Source organism: Bradyrhizobium sp. CAR08, assembly GCF_052871955.1.
On record NZ_JBIXJX010000009.1, the window covers coordinates 121,905 to 136,745 of the forward strand.

Sequence of the window (14,841 nt, forward strand, 5' to 3'; positions counted from 1 at the left end):
GGTCCTCACAGGAAGGCCTCGAAGCTGACGAGCGAAATACCGCGCTCGCGAAAACTCTGATGGGTCGCGGCCACCGAGCCGTCGAGATCGATGCCGCGGCAGGCGTCCTCGATGACGGCGACCTCGAACCCGGCCTTGCGGGCATCGTCCGCCGAGAAGCGAACGCAGAAGTCGAACGCGAGGCCGGCGACGAAGACGGTGTTCAACTCGCGTTCGCGCAAATATCCGAGCAGGCCGGTCGGCGTTGTCCTGTCGTTCTCGAACAGCGCCGAATAGGAATCGATGCCGCGCCGAAATCCCTTCCGCACCACCAGATTTGCGCGGGTGACGTCGAGATCGCGATGAAATTCGGCGCCTGCGGTGCCCTGCACGCAATGGCTCGGCCACAGCACCTGGACGCCGTAGTCGAGCACGATGGTCTGGAACGGCTGTTTGCCCGCATGGTTCGGCGCAAAGGAGACATGATCGCGGGGATGCCAGTCCTGGGTCAGCACCACATTGGCGAATTTTTGGGCGATCCGATTGATGGCGGGGACGACCTTCTCGCCGCCGGGCACGGCGAGCGCCCCGCCCGTGCAAAAATCGTTCTGCACGTCGATGACCAGCAGCACGTCGCGGTCGGAAATCTTCATCGCAAGGTCCATTCCAGGCCATCCGCGCGAGCGGCGCCGAAGGCACGTCTGCAGTGTCGATCTTCCCGGGCTGCTTCGCAACCAACGAGAAGGTGCGGCGATCTGCGCGAATGCGCCCCGTCGGTCCCGGGATGCAACGGTTTGGGCTGATGCGTGTTGACTAGATCCACCCGGGGACGGATTCTGACAGCCGTTCGCGTCTTGCGATCGGATAGAGCGGAGGAAGCGGTTCCCGCAGCCGGAAAGGCTGCGGCAGCCATACGCACATGACCATCGGCAAGACAGGACAGATTCTTCTCGCCGATATCGGCGGCACCAATGCGCGCTTCGCGCTCAGTCAGGGCGATCAGACCGGACCGATCGACTACGTCAAAGTGGCAGACTTCCCGACCGTCCGGGAAGCCATTGCCGATGTTCTCGCGCGTCGCTGCCACGGCCAACCGCCCCCAAGGGCCGTGCTGGCCGTCGCAGGACCGGTGACCAACAACCGCTGCGTCATGACCAACAGCCCATGGGTCATCGACGGCAACGAGCTTCAGCCGGCCCTCGGCTTCGACAGCGTCCATGTTCTTAACGATTTCGAGGTGGTGGCCTGGTCCCTGCCCGCCCTGCAGCCCGCCGACCTGATCCCGCTCGGCGGACAGGATGGCCTTCCCGGAGAGCCGTTGCTGGTGGTTGGCCCTGGAACCGGCTTTGGCGTGTCCTGCCTGGTCGAGCGCCACGGCTCACGGCTGGCCGTCGTCACCGAGGCAGGCCACGCGACCCTGCCGGCGGAGGACGAGCGCGAGGAACGCGTGATCGCGTGCATGCGCCGACGCCTCGGCCATGTCTCCATCGAGCGTGGCGCGTTGTCCGGTTCGGGCCTGCAAAGCCTGTACGAGGCGCTGGCCGAGGTGGAAGGCGCTCAGGTGCCGCATCGCGATGCTGCCGCCATCACGAAGGCCGCCCTGGAAGGCAGTTGCGAGCTCAGCCGCAAGACGCTGGAGATGTTTTGCGCCATCCTCGGCTCGGTCGCGGGCAATCTCGCGGTGACCTTCGGCGCACGCGGCGGCGTTTATATCGCCGGCGGAATCGTGCCGCGCTTTCCTGACTTCCTCGCAGCCTCCGCATTCCGGGCGCGCTTCGAAGCCAAGGGACGCTTCCAGGACTATCTGCGCGACATCCCGACCAGACTGGTCACGAAACCTGATGCGAGTTTCCTCGGCCTGACGATGTTCGCGGAGCACAACCAGCCTTAAACGGCGCGCGCCTCCGTCCGCGGGTTCCAGTCATGCACAGCTGATTGCGCGGCACGCGCGCGCGACGCGGGATCGTGCTTGCGCGCACGTCCCGGATGAGAAACAATCCTAGCTTGTGCGTGGCGTAGTTGCGGGGGCGTGACATGCGTAAGCAGGATCTGGGTTTCGACTATCACCGCTATCACCGCCTGCTGCTCGAGGCGGACGACGAGGGCAAGCGGCTGGCCCTGATCGAGCTCTTGATCGAGGAAAAGGCGCGTGACCGCCTCGCAGCCCAGCGCGCTTCGGACCGCGCCGCCATGACGGCCCACACCATCGCCACGGTGCTGAAGAACGGGCGCCACTGAAACGCGTGATCGCACTCCAGTGCCCGAAAATGCGGTATCGATTGCGATTTCGTTAACGATCCCTCGAAAGCTCGCGTCAAACTTTTTGCTCTAGGAGTTCCCCACCTGATCCAATTCAGGGGCAACAAAGGGGGGAATGAACATGAGCATGATTTCGATCGCCGCGATGCCGGCCACCAGCGAAACGCGTTTGGCCGATTCTTCGTTTTCTTCGTTCAAGACCATCTTGCTGTTTTGCTGCACGGGCCTGGTCGCCTCGTTCGGCCTGATGGCGCGCGGCATCGATCTCGGCGCCGGCCTGATGTGAAGCCGCGACGAATTCCGTCGCGAAATGGCCGCCCCTGATGGGCGGCCATTTTCATTTTGGTCTCAGTTCGGCGTCTTCGCTGCCGCTTCCGGAAACATCGAATCGATCATCGCCTTGAGCTGATCGATCGAAATCGGCTTGCGCAGGATCGGCCGGCGCCTGAGCAAGGACGGCAGCAGCTCCGGACCGTAGCCCGTGGCGAACAAAAACGGCTTCCCGCGACGCTCGATCAGATCGGCGACCGGATCGACGTAGAGGCCCTTGAGATTGATGTCGAGGATCGCAAGATCGTACTGCGCGGTCATGGCGAAAGCGCTGGCGTCCCGAACATTATCCGCTTCCGCGATGACGTGGTGGCCGAGTTCCTCCACCATGTCCGTCATCATCATTCGGATCAACGTCTCGTCTTCGACCAGGAAAACGGAGAGTCCGTCCGCCATATCAACCCCGCCCATCAGCTTCCCAAGCTAATCATAACCGAATCGCGAAGAGGATTCACGAATTCGTGGCGGGGTCCGTTAATTCGACCCGCCCGATCCGATTCCACTTGATCAATCCAATCCTCGTTCGTGGCTGAGCCGCACCATCTCCTGCACGAACACCTGCTTTTGTTTGTCATCGAGGCTCGAATAGAGGGGCTCGGCGGCGTCGGCGACATTGCGCTGGTCGGCAGCGCGGTCGATCAGGAATTGGGCCTCGTTGCGCATCTGCTCGACGATGTCGTCGGGAGGATCCCGCTTGGCGCGCGCAACCCGCAGGTTGAGCCGCTCGGCACCGTTATGCCCGAGGTAGTGCATGGCGCTCGAGAAACCGTACCAGTGCTTCTCCTGCTCGGGCGTGAGGTTCAGCTCGGTCTTGATCCGCTCGATATAGGAGTCGCTGTTGGTGACGATCTGGTCGGCGGTCAATTGCGGCGCGCCGGTCTGGGTGAGGACCGTGACATCCTTGTCCTGCGGCGCGTTCTTCGCCTCCTTGCTCGCCTTGGCGCCCTTGCCCGCCTTGGCGCTCTTGGCATCTTTGTCCTTGCCGGCGCCCTGCTTGGCGTCCTTGGCCGCATCCTTGCTCGGATCTCTGGCGGCAGGCGCCTGATTGCCATTATTGCCAACGCCGAGCACGCCGGTGAACACACCGACCACGCCGCCGATCGCGCCGCCAAGCACGCCGCCGACCGGACCCGCCGCCTTGTTCCCGGCCGCCGCTCCTTCCTGAACCCCTTTGACCAGGCCTTGAGCGTTCGCCACCGCGGCTGCGCCGAGCAGCAACACGAAAACGGACCCCAGCGCGAACCATCGTCGCAGGTAAAGCCGCGCGGGCGGCGCCGGGTTGATCATTCTGGTCTCCATCTCGATCTGATTAGGCTCTTGGGGATGAGAACCACCCGCCAGCTGCAACTCTATCGTTTTCACCGCTTCGAGGTCTAGGCGCCGACAAATGCTATCCACGCCCGAAAAGTGTTTGCCGCGAGGTGCTTATGCAGGCTCCTTGGAAACTGCGGCGTAATTGCGCACATGTCGGTCGGGCGCGCCAGCGCCAAGTGTGCGTCGCAAAACAACCGGCCGTGGTTCATGGTCCGCGCATGAGGTCGAGGGCGCTGCCGCGTTCCCGGACACAACGTTAGTTCTAGGCGCAAGCCGTTCGGTTTTCTCGACAGACGCAATCAATCATGATCTGATCGCGCTACCAATTTGCCTTCGAAGCCGACGGCATCAACAAGAAACGTCGAACAAGAAACTTTCGAAAAGAAAATCAAAAGCAGAACTCGGAAGAGTTCAGAGGAACGCCAGAACAATAAAACACCCAAGCGAGGAAACGAGATGTCACGCAAGACACTGACGCGACGTCAATTTGTGGCTGCCACTGCAATGTCCTCCGCGGCGCTGATCACGGCGCCCTATGTCCGAGGCGCTTACGCCGCCGGCAAGCTCTCGATCGGCTTCTGGGACCACTGGGTGCCCGGCGCCAACGATGCCTCCACCGCGCTCGTCAAGGAATGGGGCGAGAAGGAGAAGGTCGAAGTCTCGATCGACTACATCACCAGCAACAACAAGAAGATCGAGCTGACGGCAGCGGCCGAAGCCCAGGCCAAGTCCGGTCACGACATTCTCCAGATGCCGAGCTGGTGGCCGCACGCCTATTCCGAGAATCTCGAACCGCTCAACGACGTCATGGAGCCGCTCATCAAGCAGAACGGCGAGGTGAACGACACCGTCAAATATCTCGGGCGGTCGGGCGGCAAATGGCTCGCAGTGCCCGCGACGCCGGGAAGCCAGATCAAGGGCCCCTGCTCCCGCATAGATCTCATGAAGAAACACGCCGGCATCGACGTGCAGGAGATGTATCCAGTCGGCGCTCCGCCGAAAGCAGACAACTGGACCATGGAGACGTTCCTGAAGGCGGCCGAGGCCTGCCACAAGGCCGGCTTCCCCTTCGGCATCGGTCTCGGCGAGACCACCGACAGCGTCGACACCGCCGGCGCGATCTTCCAGTCGTTCGGCGCCGAGCTCGTCAACGCCAAGGGCGATATCACCGTCAAGACCGATGCAGTGCGGCAGGCGCTCGAATTCTACAAGAAGCTGATCGCCGTCCTGCCCACCGACGCGCCGTCCTGGGACGATGCCTCCAACAACAAATGGCTGATCTCGGGCCGCGGGGCGATGATCCTGAATCCGCCGAGTGCCTGGGCGGTCGCCAAGCGCGACGCACCGCAAGTCGCCGAACAGTGCTGGACGCACGGCTTCCCGTCCGGTCCGAAGGGACGTTTTGCGCCCTTCCTGCCGTACTTCTGGGGCGTCTGGGCCTTTGGCAAAAACAAGGAAGCGGCCAAGAGCTTGCTTGTTCACCTGTCCTCGCCGGCGGCGATCGAGAAGTTCGTCGCGGCGAGCGGCGGGTACGATCTGCCGGCCTACGCGAACATGACGAAGTTCAAGACCTGGGCCGAGGAAGGGCCGCCGAAGGGCACGCTCTTCCACTATCCGGATCCCTACAAGCAGCAGACGATGTCGATCGCCGCGTCTCCGGCGCCGCCGAAGATCGCCCAGCAGATCTACTTCCAGGCGACGCTGACCAAGATGGCGCTGCGCTTTGCGCAAGGAGAGAAGTTGGAAACCGCGCTCGCCTGGGCCGAAGGCGAGTGCGAAGGCTTCATGCGAACCTGAGCCGGGTATGTGCCATGGCGGTTCACGCTTCGCGCGTGAGCCGCCGAGGCACACTCGCTCGATCCGCTTGCCGAATGAAGCCGACGGCTGCGCCGGCTTCGCCGTCCTACATGTCCTGCTACGTGTCCTGCAAAAGAGGCTAACGTCATGGCCGATGTCGTCGTTGAGCAAGGCCGTCCCGCTCGAGCTGCGAGCCCGCGCAAACGGGCGAGCCTGCGCAATGCAATGGGACGGAAATCGACCGTCGCGTTCTTCCTGACGCTGCCGCTGATCCTCCTGATCGCCCTGCTCGTGCTCTATCCCGCCTTCTATTCGGTCTACCTGGCGACGCTGAACAAGGCGATGACGAAGTTCGTCGGTCTCAGCAACTTCACCTTCCTGTTCAAGCGCGAAACGTTCTGGATGGTGGTGAGACAGTCCTGCATTTTTGCGATTACCGCCGTGGTCTTCAAGGCGCTGATCGGCTTCATCGTCGCGCATTTCGTCCACAACATTCCCGGCAAGAAGCAACGTAAATGGCGCGGCATGCTGCTGGTGCCTTGGGTGATCCCACCGGCGATGAGCACGCTGGCATGGCTGTGGCTGTTCGATCCCTCCTACAGCGCCTTCAACTATACGCTGTCGTTCTTCGGCATCGGTCCGATCCCGTGGCTCGGTGACACCTTCTGGGCGCGTTTCTCCGTCATCCTCGTCAACGTCTGGTACGGCGCGCCGTTCTTCCTGATCATGTACCTGGCCGCCTTGAAATCCGTACCCGACCAGCTCTACGAAGCCGCAGCGATCGACGGCGCCAATTGGTGGCAGAAGATCTGGCACATCACCCTGCCGATGATGCGCAACATCATCGCCATCACCACGCTGTTCTCGCTGATCGTCACTTTCGCCAATTTCGACATCGTGCGCATCCTCACCTCCGGCGGTCCGCTGGACCGGACGCATTTGTTCGCCACCTGGGCGTTCCAGGTCGGCATCCAGAGCAGCGACATTCCGCTCGGCGCCTGCGTCTCGCTGTTCATGGTGCCGATCCTCGCCGTCGCAGCGGTCTTCATCCTGCGCGATGTCAACAAACGTGGGAACGAAGCCTGATGAGCACGCTCGCAATCGACAAGGCCGGACCGACACGCAAGGTCAAGCTTCGAAGCATGAGCCGCGACCGCACCTGGGCGCTGCGCTGGTCCTACTTTTTCCTGGTGCTGTTTGCGATCTTCTTCCTGATCCCGCCGATTTACATGCTGATCACCTCGCTCAAGAGCAGCGCGGAGATCTCGGCCGCCACCAATCCGTGGTGGGTATTTCATCCGACGCTGTCGAACTATGTGGAGCTATTGACCTCGAACCAGTTCCTGCGATTCTTCTGGAATTCGTCGATGATCTCGATCGTGGTCGTGATCGTGACGATGCTGATCAGCATTCCGGCGGCGTTTGCATTGGCGCGGATGAAGTTCTGGGGCTCGGCGACGCTCGCGACCGGGGTCTTTCTCACCTATCTGATCCCGGACAGCCTCCTGTTCATTCCCTTGTTCAAGATGCTCGCGGTGGTCCAGGACGTCACCGGCATCACCCTTCTCAACCGCTGGTACGTGCTGGTGTTCATCTATCCGACGCTGACCGTGCCGTTCTGCACCTGGATCATGATCGGTTATTTCGCCTCGATCCCGAAGGAGCTGGACGAGGCGGCTCTCATCGACGGCGCCTCCTGGCTCCAGACCCTGACGCGGATTTTCATTCCGGTTGCCCTCCCTGGCCTGATCGCAGCGACCATCTTCGCCTTCACCGTGTCCTGGGCGCAGTTCCTCTATCCGCTGGTGTTCACGACATCCATCGACCAGCTCGTGCTGCCGGTCGGCATCACCACCACGCTGATCAAGGGCGACGTCTTCAACTGGGGGCAGATCATGACCGGCGCGCTGCTTGGCGCTGCCCCGCCGCTGGTCATCTACGCCTTCCTGATGGACTATTACATTGCCGGCCTGACCGCCGGCGCCACAAAGGGTTGATGTCTTATGGCTGAGGTTGCGTTGCGGAAGGTGGTCAAGCGTTACGACGACGTCGAGGCGGTGCGCGGCATCGATCTCGACATCTCAGACCATGAGTTCATCGTGCTCGTCGGCCCCTCCGGCTGCGGCAAGTCGACGACCTTGCGGATGATCGCGGGACTCGAGGACATCACCGACGGCGACATCATGATCGGCGGGGACGTCGTCAACGACGTGCCGCCGAAGGATCGCGACATCGCGATGGTGTTTCAGAACTACGCGCTCTACCCGCACATGACGGTCGCGGAGAACATGTCGTTCGGGCTGCGGCTCAAGCACTATCCCAAGGCCGAGATCAAGGCGCGGGTGACGGAAGCCGCCCGCCTCCTCGACATCACCGACCTGATCGACCGCAAGCCGAAGCAGCTCTCCGGCGGCCAGCGCCAGCGCGTCGCCATGGGGCGGGCCATCGTGCGCAACCCAAAGGTCTTCCTGTTCGACGAACCGCTGTCCAATCTCGACGCCAAGCTGCGCGTGCAGATGCGGATCGAGATCAAGAAGGTGCACCAGAAAGTGCGCACCACGACGGTCTACGTCACCCACGACCAGGTCGAGGCGATGACGCTGGCTGATCGCGTCGTGGTGATGAACAAGGGTCGGATCGAGCAGATCGGCACCCCGAACGAGCTCTACCACAAGCCGGCGACGCGCTTCGTCGCGGGCTTCATTGGCTCGCCAGCGATGAACTTCATTCCGTGCCGTCTCGAGGACGTTGGCGGCAAGCTCAACGTCCGCCTGACGGATCGCATCTCATTCCCGTTGCCGCCGGCCCGCGCCGCCCGTTACAGCGCGCTGCCCCGATCTGAAAACCTGTTGCTCGGCATCCGTCCCGAACATCTCACGGAATCGCATGCGCATCTCGAGCCGGGTGTCGAGACCTTCGACACCGTGCTTGATGTCACCGAGCCGATGGGAATGGAGACGCTGGTCTATTTCGGACTGGAAGGCACGCCCGTCTGCGGCCGTGTCGATCCCAATGCGGGCGCCAAGGACGGAGCACCCATACGTTTGGCGATGGACCTCAACAATATGCACCTGCTAAACGAGGCGACCGGCGCCGTCTTGTGACGGCCGGCCAAGAAACTCGCGCAGGTAGGGACGATGTCGACCAACAAGAAGAAAATCTTTGTCACGCAAACTTTGTCGCAAGGGGCGCGCGCCCTCCTCACCCAGCGAGATGATATCGAGCTCATCGAGTTTCCGAACCTGATCTCCGCCAGGGATTTCGAGGCCTTGCTGAAGAGCCACGCGCCGGTCCATGGCGTGGCGCTCGGCGCCACCGCTTTCGGCGAGACCGAGCTCGAAGCCTCGAAGGACATGAAGGTGGTGACCCGGATCGGCGTCGGTTACGACGCCGTCGACGTCCCCGCCCTCTCCCGCCGCAAGGTGCCGCTGATGGTCGCCGGCAGCGCGAACTCGCCCTCGGTCGCCGAACAGGCGCTGTTCATGATGCTGACACTGGCAAAACGCGCGCAGGAGATGCACGCCTGCGTGAAAGACGGCAAATGGGCGGACCGTCTCGGCATGCTGCCGTTCGATCTCTACGGCAAGACCGTCCTCATCATCGGCTTCGGCCGCATCGGCACCCGCACCGCCAAGCGCTGCCTGGCGATGGACATGAATGTGCAGGTCTATGATCCCTACAAGGCAGCCGCAGAGATCAAGGCAGCAGGCTGCGAGCCGGTCGCCGACCTCGATGCCGCGCTGCCTCACGCCGATTTCGTCACCATCCACTGCCCGAAGACGCCGGAGACCGTCGGTCTGTTCGACGCGGCGCGGATCGGCCGGATGAAGCCGAAATCCTACCTCATCAACACCGCACGCGGCGGCATCGTGAAGGAGGCGGCGCTGTACGACGCGCTGGTCTCGGGCAAGCTCGCCGGTGCCGGCATCGACGTGTTCGAGGCGGAGCCGCCACCGGTCAGCAACGCGCTGTTCGCGCTGCCCAACGTCATCATGGCGCCGCACGTCGCCGGCGTGACGGTCGAGGCGGTGAGCCGGATGAGCGAGCAGACCGCGCGCAACATCCTGAGTGTGCTGGACGGCGATCCTATCCGGCAGAACATCATCAATCAGGATGTCCTGGGCTGAGCGCATCTCCGGGCTAGGCGGTTCTCTTGGGCGGGCGATCAACCCGCCGCCTTCGGAACGCCAGAATGAGTCCCATTTTGGTGCAGATCGAGCCCTCACTCAGCCTTAATCAAACCCGCGTAATAGGTCCGGCCGCGGCGGCAGTGGGACAGACTTGCCGGCCGCGTCGAGCTGGAGGATGGACCCTTGTCAGAGATCGACCCGACCGACCACGCGTTGGCGACCATCGCCAGCATCCTGGAGCATCCTGAACCCGTCCTCGTCGTGCGCGAGACCGAGACTGTGCGCGAGACCGAGACTGTCACCGTGACTGAAATGGTGGTTGCTGGTGAGCATGGGGTCGCGGACGAGCACCCGATGGTCGACGAGCATCCGGTGGTCGAGGAGCAGCCGCTGGTGCCGGAGCACGCCGACGCCGACGGCTACAGCAAGGTCGGCCCCGGGCCGATGGTGGCGATCCGTCTGAAATGGACGGTCCATCGCGGCGATGACGGCCAGTTCTACGTCCACGAGACCATCGGCGAGCAGTCCGTGCCCGTGGTCAGCGGCCCGATGACCGGCGAAGCCGCGGTGCATTTCGTCGACGCGCATGAGGACGAGGCGCATCGGCGCTTCGAAGAGCTGCGCAGCGAGATCGCCGGCCGCAGCTCGCTCGCCGATTACGAGCGCAAGGGCGAAGCCTAGCGCGCTCTCGCGCGAAGTGGATGCCGGTTCGGCTTATCGTCGTCCGAGATAATCCTTCTTCACGAGCTCGACGCCTGCGTGCCGCAACAGGTCGTAGGCGGTCGTGACGTGAAAGAAGAACTGCGGAACGCTGAAGGTCAGCAGCAGCGTCCGCCCGGTGAAGGGCAACTCGGTCCCGTTCTTCAGCCTGAAGAAGACATTCCGCTCCGCCGCAGCATTGATCTCTGCGCGCGGCAGGCTTTCGATGAACTCGATTGACGTCGCGATGCGGGCCTGGAGCCCGGCCATGTCGTGCTCCAGCACCGGCAGCGCCACCGGCTCGCGGTCGGCGAGCAAGGCCGCGGCGACCGTGGCGTGGCGACAGGCCTCGCCGATCTGTTGCGCCAGATCGTACATGTCGGGCGCCATGCGCATGCCGAGCAGGACGGCCGGGTTGAACTTCCGGGCCTCGGCATAGGCAACGCCCTTGTCGAGCAATGCGGAGAGGTTGCGCAGATACGGCACGAAGAGTCCGACCGAGGCGTCATACATTGAGATCGTCACTTCAAAATTCCCTTCAATTCCGCCTCGCCAGAGACGGGCATCTGGTCTAAATCCAGGCCTCAAGACAGGCCTTGAGAGCTGCACAATGACAGCTTGGACATGGGTGGAAAAGAGATGATCGTTCGAATGACCATTCGAATTCTGGCGACTTTGGCCGTGGTCCTGCTGGCAAACCTTTCGGCCCACGCACAGCAGACGGCGCCGTCCCGCCTCGACGAGATAGTCAAGCGCGGCACTTTGCGCGTCGGCATGACCGGCGACTACAAGCCCTTCACCTATCTCGACAAGACGACGCAGCAATTCAGTGGCTTCGATGTCGACATGGCGGAGGCACTCGGCAAGGCGCTCGGCGTCAAGGTCGAATTCGTGCCGACGGCCTGGCCGAAGCTGATGAAGGATTTCGAGGCCGATCAGTTCGACATCGCCATGGGCGGCGTCTCGGTCACGCTCGACCGGCAGAAGAAGGGCTTCTTCTCCACGCCGATCATGCGCGAGGGCAAGACGCCGATCGCGCGCTGTGCCGATGTCGGCAAATACCAGAGCATCACCGACATCGACAAGAAGGGCACCCGCGTGATCGTCAATCCCGGCGGCACCAACGAGCGCTTCGCGCGTGCCAACATCAAGGACGCCGACATCACCGTCTTCCCGAACAATACCGTGATCTTCGACGAGATCGCCAAGGGCAATGTCGACCTGATGATGACCGACGCCTCGGAGACGCGCTACCAGCAGAAGCAGCATCAAGGCGTGCTCTGCGCGGTGCATCCCGACAAGCCGTTCGATTTTTCCGAGAAGGCCTATTGGCTCCAGCGCGACATGGCGCTGAAGGCCTTCGTCGATCAATGGCTGCATATTTCGATGCAGGACGGCAGCTACAAGAAGATCTACGCCGCCTGGTTCGATTAGGGCCGCGTCCTCCTGTCGCTTGTGCCGGCCAAACTTTGGACCGGCTCCGGTGTTATTGAACCCGAAACGCAGAAGCCACGACTCATACGGTGACAGTGATCTAGATCACTTTTTGCGATCGAACCGGGGCGTATGCGTCGGTGCGGGGACCACCTGTTTCAGGAGATGCGAAATGAGGAAGCTGTTGGCCACGGCCGCATTCCTTTTGGCGAGCACCGCTGCGCAGGCGCAGTACACCTTCGACTATGGCGGGCGCACCATCCGCATTGATCCCGACCGCGGCACGGTGCAAATCCCCGGCGTCTACGACAACACCGGCCAGGGCAAGGCGAAGAAAGCCAAGAACGATGCCAAGGGGGCTCCCAAAGCGGACCCGCAGGCACCGCAACAGGCCAAGGCTGATCCGCAGCCGCCTGCCAATCCGGCGCCGGCCCCAACACCTGTCACGGCGCCGCCCGCGGCCGAGCAGGCCCCTGTTCAAGCTCCCGTCCAAGCCCCCGTGGCCGTGGCGCCTCCTGCCCCGCCAGCGCCTCCGGCCACCACGGCTAACAAGGCTCCGGCCGAAGAGGCGCTTGTGCCGCCGCCTCAGCCGGCCCCAAATGCTGCCCCGACGGTGGCCGCAGTACCGCCCGCCCCGCCTCCACCGCCCGCCCCGACGGTCGCAGTCGCGCCGCCGGCGCCATCTCCGCCTCCCGTCCCGGCGCCTGCTCCCGTTCAGTCGGCCGCCGTCGCGCCGCCGGCTACCCCAACCGCGGCCACGCGCGACCTCAATTCACCGCTCGGCGTCTGGCTCACCGAGGAGAAGGAAGGCAAGGTCCGCATCGAGCAATGCGGCAGCAATCTCTGCGGCTACTCGGTCGATTCGAAATCGAACCAGAATGGCGAGCAGGTTCTGATCAACATGAAGCCCGGCAAGGACCAGAACAAGGACCCAAAATGGTCCGGCCGGATCCTCGATCCGAACTCCGGCTCGACCTACGATTCAACCATCGCGCTGAAGGGCACCGATCGCCTGCGCGTGCAGGGCTGCGCCTTCGGCGGCATGTTCTGCGGCGGCCAGACCTGGACGCGGGTGAACTGACTTCCCGCGACACTCTGACCGAGACAAAGGGCCCGCAATGCGGGCCCTTTTGCTTTTGCCCCTCGATTTCCGGGATGTGCGCGACATCACAGAGCCCGTCGCGCGCGTGACAGCCCTCACATCGCCGGTTCCGCGTCCGTGACACGATCCCCGCATGATCAACCCTAGGGGCGTGTCATGAACGGATTTCGCAAGGCTCTCTTCGCCACAATCATAGTCATCGCGTTGCCGGCCGCGCAGGCCAGCGCCAGCACATTCGACGGCGCATGGAATGTCCGCATCTCGTCATCGAGCGAGACCTGCGGCAACGGCTCGACCGTCGCCATCGGCATCAACAACGGTCAGATCGCCTCGAGCAGCGCAATGGTGACGGCGTCGGGCCGCGTCGCGGATGCCGGCAGCATCAATGTCACCTTGAGCACGGGCATCAAGCGCGCCGTCGGCTTCGGCCGCCTCAGCGGCACCTCCGGCTCCGGCACGTGGCGCGGCAGCATGTGCACGGGAACGTGGACCGCCGAGCGGATGTAAGGTGTCGTGCCCCGGACAAGCAGCGACGAGAAGCGTTGCTGCGCAGAGCCGGGACTCAGCAGTCCTGATGCCGTCAAAAGTTTTGGGCCCCGGATCGGCGACGCATCGCCGCGGGGCGATGCGTCTTGTCCGGGGCACGAGAGCTAGCCCAACGCGGCCCCATACTCCGCGTCGCTCACCGGCTCCAGCCACGTCGAGTAGACGCCGTCGAGCGCTTCTTGCATGGCGATATGGCACATGCCGTTGGTCGGCGATCCGCCGTGCCAGTGCACCTCACCCGGCGGAATCCAGACGGTGTCGCCGGGACGGATCTCCCTGACGGGCCCGCCTTTGGTCTGAACGCGGCCGACACCGGAGATGACGTAGAGGGTCTGCCCGAGCGGATGATGATGCCAGTTGGTGCGTGCGCCAGGCTCGAACGAGACACGCGAGCAGTTCAGCCGTGCCGGCGCGGGCGCCATGATCACCGGGTCCTGCCAGACGGTGCCGGTGAAATTTTCCTTGGGCGCGCGGCGGGTCAGCCGCGTGCCTGCAACAGTGATCTCCATTGGGATTACCTCGCTTCTTTCCCGATTACTTCTTGCTTGCTGCGTAGCGCGCCTTGGTCTCGGCGTTCATGGGATAGAGGCCCGGGAGCACCGCGCCATTGTTCACCTCGTTGACGATCCAGGCTTCCATCCGCTCCTGCTCGACACCCTCGTTGAGCACTTGTTCGAGCATCGCCTGCGGGATCAGCACGCAGCCGTCCTGGTCGGCAACAACGATGTCGTTCGGGAACACCGCAACGCCGCCGCAGCCGATCGGCTCGCCCCAGCCGACGAAGGTCAGACCGGCGACTGACGGCGGCGCGGCATAGCCGTCGCACCAGACCGGCAGGTTGGTGCCGAGCACGCCCTCGACGTCACGCACGACACCGTCGGTGACGAGTGCGGTGACGCCGCGTTTCATCATGCGCGCGCATAGGATGTCGCCAAAGATGCCGGCGTCGGTGATGCCCATGGCGTCGACCACGGCGATGCAGCCCTCCGGCATTGCCTCGATCGCGGTGCGGGTCGAGATCGGCGACGACCATGACTCCGGCGTCGCCAGATCCTCCCGCGCCGGCACGAAGCGCAGCGTGAAGGCCGGTCCCACCAGGCGCGGCAGACCCGGACGCAGCGGACGCGCGCCGCGCATCCAGATGTTGCGCAGGCCCTTCTTCAGCAGGACCGTGGTGATGGTGGCAGTGGTGATGCCGGCGAGGGTCTTGCGGGCTTCGGGGGACAGCGACATGGAAACAGACGAGCTCCG

The 14,841-nt window shown here is 63.4% G+C and carries 18 protein-coding genes; 12 read left to right on the forward strand and 6 right to left on the reverse strand.

What is annotated here, in order from left to right:
• Positions 1 to 5: 5 nt before the first annotated feature.
• Positions 6 to 644: a bifunctional nicotinamidase/pyrazinamidase gene (gene pncA, locus ACIPUD_RS20080; RefSeq protein WP_018457894.1), complete on the reverse strand. Its 639-nt coding sequence runs from the start codon at positions 642 to 644 to the stop codon at positions 6 to 8.
• Positions 645 to 898: 254 nt separating this feature from the next.
• On the opposite strand from pncA, the gene glk reads away from it, so the two are divergent.
• From glk to ACIPUD_RS20095, 3 genes are all read left to right on the forward strand, one after another.
• On the forward strand, positions 899 to 1,870 hold the full coding sequence (glk, locus tag ACIPUD_RS20085; protein WP_018457895.1) for a glucokinase: 972 nt from the start codon (positions 899 to 901) through the stop codon (positions 1,868 to 1,870).
• A gap of 143 nt (positions 1,871 to 2,013) precedes the next feature.
• Positions 2,014 to 2,217 carry a hypothetical protein gene (locus tag ACIPUD_RS20090; RefSeq protein ID WP_018457896.1) on the forward strand — a complete coding sequence of 68 codons (204 nt, stop codon included), beginning with the start codon at positions 2,014 to 2,016 and terminating at the stop codon, positions 2,215 to 2,217.
• A gap of 142 nt (positions 2,218 to 2,359) precedes the next feature.
• The gene (locus ACIPUD_RS20095) at positions 2,360 to 2,524 is read left to right on the forward strand and encodes a hypothetical protein (RefSeq protein WP_162847220.1); all 165 of its coding nucleotides are present in this window, start codon (positions 2,360 to 2,362) and stop codon (positions 2,522 to 2,524) included.
• 62 nt (positions 2,525 to 2,586) lie between these two features.
• On the opposite strand, the gene ACIPUD_RS20100 is transcribed toward ACIPUD_RS20095, so the two are convergent.
• Complete coding sequence (locus ACIPUD_RS20100) at positions 2,587 to 2,964, reverse strand: response regulator (RefSeq protein WP_026233459.1); 378 nt, start codon at positions 2,962 to 2,964, stop codon at positions 2,587 to 2,589.
• 111 nt (positions 2,965 to 3,075) lie between these two features.
• Complete coding sequence (locus ACIPUD_RS20105) at positions 3,076 to 3,855, reverse strand: Spy/CpxP family protein refolding chaperone (protein WP_446481418.1); 780 nt, start codon at positions 3,853 to 3,855, stop codon at positions 3,076 to 3,078.
• A 483-nt stretch (positions 3,856 to 4,338) separates the two neighbouring features.
• On the opposite strand from ACIPUD_RS20105, the gene ACIPUD_RS20110 reads away from it, so the two are divergent.
• The 6 genes from ACIPUD_RS20110 to ACIPUD_RS20135 all read left to right on the forward strand — a co-directional run bounded on the left by ACIPUD_RS20110 (position 4,339) and on the right by ACIPUD_RS20135 (position 10,490).
• Positions 4,339 to 5,679 (forward strand): ABC transporter substrate-binding protein, encoded by a 1,341-nt coding sequence (locus ACIPUD_RS20110; protein ID WP_026233460.1) that lies wholly within the window; start codon positions 4,339 to 4,341, stop codon positions 5,677 to 5,679.
• Positions 5,680 to 5,826: 147 nt separating this feature from the next.
• A complete protein-coding gene (locus ACIPUD_RS20115) occupies positions 5,827 to 6,765 on the forward strand; it encodes a carbohydrate ABC transporter permease (protein WP_007590928.1) in 939 nt (312 codons plus the stop codon).
• Positions 6,765 to 7,676, forward strand: coding sequence for a carbohydrate ABC transporter permease (locus tag ACIPUD_RS20120; RefSeq protein ID WP_018457902.1), 912 nt, complete (start codon positions 6,765 to 6,767; stop codon positions 7,674 to 7,676). The genes ACIPUD_RS20115 and ACIPUD_RS20120 overlap by 1 nt, the downstream gene beginning before the upstream one ends.
• Positions 7,677 to 7,682: 6 nt before the next feature.
• Positions 7,683 to 8,783: an ABC transporter ATP-binding protein gene (locus ACIPUD_RS20125; RefSeq protein ID WP_018457903.1), complete on the forward strand. Its 1,101-nt coding sequence runs from the start codon at positions 7,683 to 7,685 to the stop codon at positions 8,781 to 8,783.
• Positions 8,784 to 8,816: 33 nt separating this feature from the next.
• Positions 8,817 to 9,806: a hydroxyacid dehydrogenase gene (locus ACIPUD_RS20130; protein WP_085353081.1), complete on the forward strand. Its 990-nt coding sequence runs from the start codon at positions 8,817 to 8,819 to the stop codon at positions 9,804 to 9,806.
• Positions 9,807 to 9,992: 186 nt separating this feature from the next.
• Positions 9,993 to 10,490: a hypothetical protein gene (locus tag ACIPUD_RS20135; protein WP_085385225.1), complete on the forward strand. Its 498-nt coding sequence runs from the start codon at positions 9,993 to 9,995 to the stop codon at positions 10,488 to 10,490.
• Positions 10,491 to 10,523: 33 nt separating this feature from the next.
• On the opposite strand, the gene ACIPUD_RS20140 is transcribed toward ACIPUD_RS20135, so the two are convergent.
• On the reverse strand, positions 10,524 to 11,021 hold the full coding sequence (locus tag ACIPUD_RS20140) for a DUF1993 domain-containing protein (RefSeq protein ID WP_018457906.1): 498 nt from the start codon (positions 11,019 to 11,021) through the stop codon (positions 10,524 to 10,526).
• Positions 11,022 to 11,159: 138 nt separating this feature from the next.
• Here ACIPUD_RS20140 and ACIPUD_RS20145 point away from each other — a divergent pair, with 138 nt between their 5' ends.
• The 3 genes from ACIPUD_RS20145 (at position 11,160) to ACIPUD_RS20155 (ending at position 13,551) form a co-directional block, all read left to right on the forward strand.
• Positions 11,160 to 11,942: a transporter substrate-binding domain-containing protein gene (locus ACIPUD_RS20145; RefSeq protein ID WP_446481419.1), complete on the forward strand. Its 783-nt coding sequence runs from the start codon at positions 11,160 to 11,162 to the stop codon at positions 11,940 to 11,942.
• A 172-nt stretch (positions 11,943 to 12,114) separates the two neighbouring features.
• Positions 12,115 to 13,023 carry a DUF2147 domain-containing protein gene (locus ACIPUD_RS20150; protein WP_446481420.1) on the forward strand — a complete coding sequence of 303 codons (909 nt, stop codon included), beginning with the start codon at positions 12,115 to 12,117 and terminating at the stop codon, positions 13,021 to 13,023.
• Positions 13,024 to 13,200: 177 nt separating this feature from the next.
• A complete protein-coding gene (locus tag ACIPUD_RS20155; protein ID WP_007590916.1) occupies positions 13,201 to 13,551 on the forward strand; it encodes a hypothetical protein in 351 nt (116 codons plus the stop codon).
• A 143-nt stretch (positions 13,552 to 13,694) separates the two neighbouring features.
• Here ACIPUD_RS20155 and ACIPUD_RS20160 read toward each other — a convergent pair whose 3' ends face one another.
• Together ACIPUD_RS20160 and ACIPUD_RS20165 are read right to left on the reverse strand one after the other, a co-directional pair.
• The gene (locus tag ACIPUD_RS20160; RefSeq protein ID WP_018457909.1) at positions 13,695 to 14,099 is read right to left on the reverse strand and encodes a (R)-mandelonitrile lyase; all 405 of its coding nucleotides are present in this window, start codon (positions 14,097 to 14,099) and stop codon (positions 13,695 to 13,697) included.
• Between the two features lie 25 nt (positions 14,100 to 14,124).
• Positions 14,125 to 14,823, reverse strand: coding sequence for a ribonuclease activity regulator RraA (locus ACIPUD_RS20165; protein WP_018457910.1), 699 nt, complete (start codon positions 14,821 to 14,823; stop codon positions 14,125 to 14,127).
• Between the last annotated feature and the right edge of the window lie 18 nt (positions 14,824 to 14,841).

Excerpts from the sequence above, each read along its gene's own strand:
- pncA (WP_018457894.1), bottom strand. The coding sequence starts at position 644 with ATGGACCTTGCGATGAAGATTTCCGACCGCGACGTGCTGCTGGTCATC.
- glk (WP_018457895.1), top strand. The coding sequence starts at position 899 with ATGACCATCGGCAAGACAGGACAGATTCTTCTCGCCGATATCGGCGGC.
- ACIPUD_RS20090 (WP_018457896.1), top strand. The coding sequence starts at position 2,014 with ATGCGTAAGCAGGATCTGGGTTTCGACTATCACCGCTATCACCGCCTG.
- ACIPUD_RS20095 (WP_162847220.1), top strand. The coding sequence starts at position 2,360 with ATGAGCATGATTTCGATCGCCGCGATGCCGGCCACCAGCGAAACGCGT.
- ACIPUD_RS20100 (WP_026233459.1), bottom strand. The coding sequence starts at position 2,964 with ATGGCGGACGGACTCTCCGTTTTCCTGGTCGAAGACGAGACGTTGATC.
- ACIPUD_RS20105 (WP_446481418.1), bottom strand. The coding sequence starts at position 3,855 with ATGATCAACCCGGCGCCGCCCGCGCGGCTTTACCTGCGACGATGGTTC.
- ACIPUD_RS20110 (WP_026233460.1), top strand. The coding sequence starts at position 4,339 with ATGTCACGCAAGACACTGACGCGACGTCAATTTGTGGCTGCCACTGCA.
- ACIPUD_RS20115 (WP_007590928.1), top strand. The coding sequence starts at position 5,827 with ATGGCCGATGTCGTCGTTGAGCAAGGCCGTCCCGCTCGAGCTGCGAGC.
- ACIPUD_RS20120 (WP_018457902.1), top strand. The coding sequence starts at position 6,765 with ATGAGCACGCTCGCAATCGACAAGGCCGGACCGACACGCAAGGTCAAG.
- ACIPUD_RS20125 (WP_018457903.1), top strand. The coding sequence starts at position 7,683 with ATGGCTGAGGTTGCGTTGCGGAAGGTGGTCAAGCGTTACGACGACGTC.
- ACIPUD_RS20130 (WP_085353081.1), top strand. The coding sequence starts at position 8,817 with ATGTCGACCAACAAGAAGAAAATCTTTGTCACGCAAACTTTGTCGCAA.
- ACIPUD_RS20140 (WP_018457906.1), bottom strand. The coding sequence starts at position 11,021 with ATGTATGACGCCTCGGTCGGACTCTTCGTGCCGTATCTGCGCAACCTC.
- ACIPUD_RS20145 (WP_446481419.1), top strand. The coding sequence starts at position 11,160 with ATGACCATTCGAATTCTGGCGACTTTGGCCGTGGTCCTGCTGGCAAAC.
- ACIPUD_RS20150 (WP_446481420.1), top strand. The coding sequence starts at position 12,115 with ATGAGGAAGCTGTTGGCCACGGCCGCATTCCTTTTGGCGAGCACCGCT.
- ACIPUD_RS20155 (WP_007590916.1), top strand. The coding sequence starts at position 13,201 with ATGAACGGATTTCGCAAGGCTCTCTTCGCCACAATCATAGTCATCGCG.
- ACIPUD_RS20160 (WP_018457909.1), bottom strand. The coding sequence starts at position 14,099 with ATGGAGATCACTGTTGCAGGCACGCGGCTGACCCGCCGCGCGCCCAAG.
- ACIPUD_RS20165 (WP_018457910.1), bottom strand. The coding sequence starts at position 14,823 with ATGTCGCTGTCCCCCGAAGCCCGCAAGACCCTCGCCGGCATCACCACT.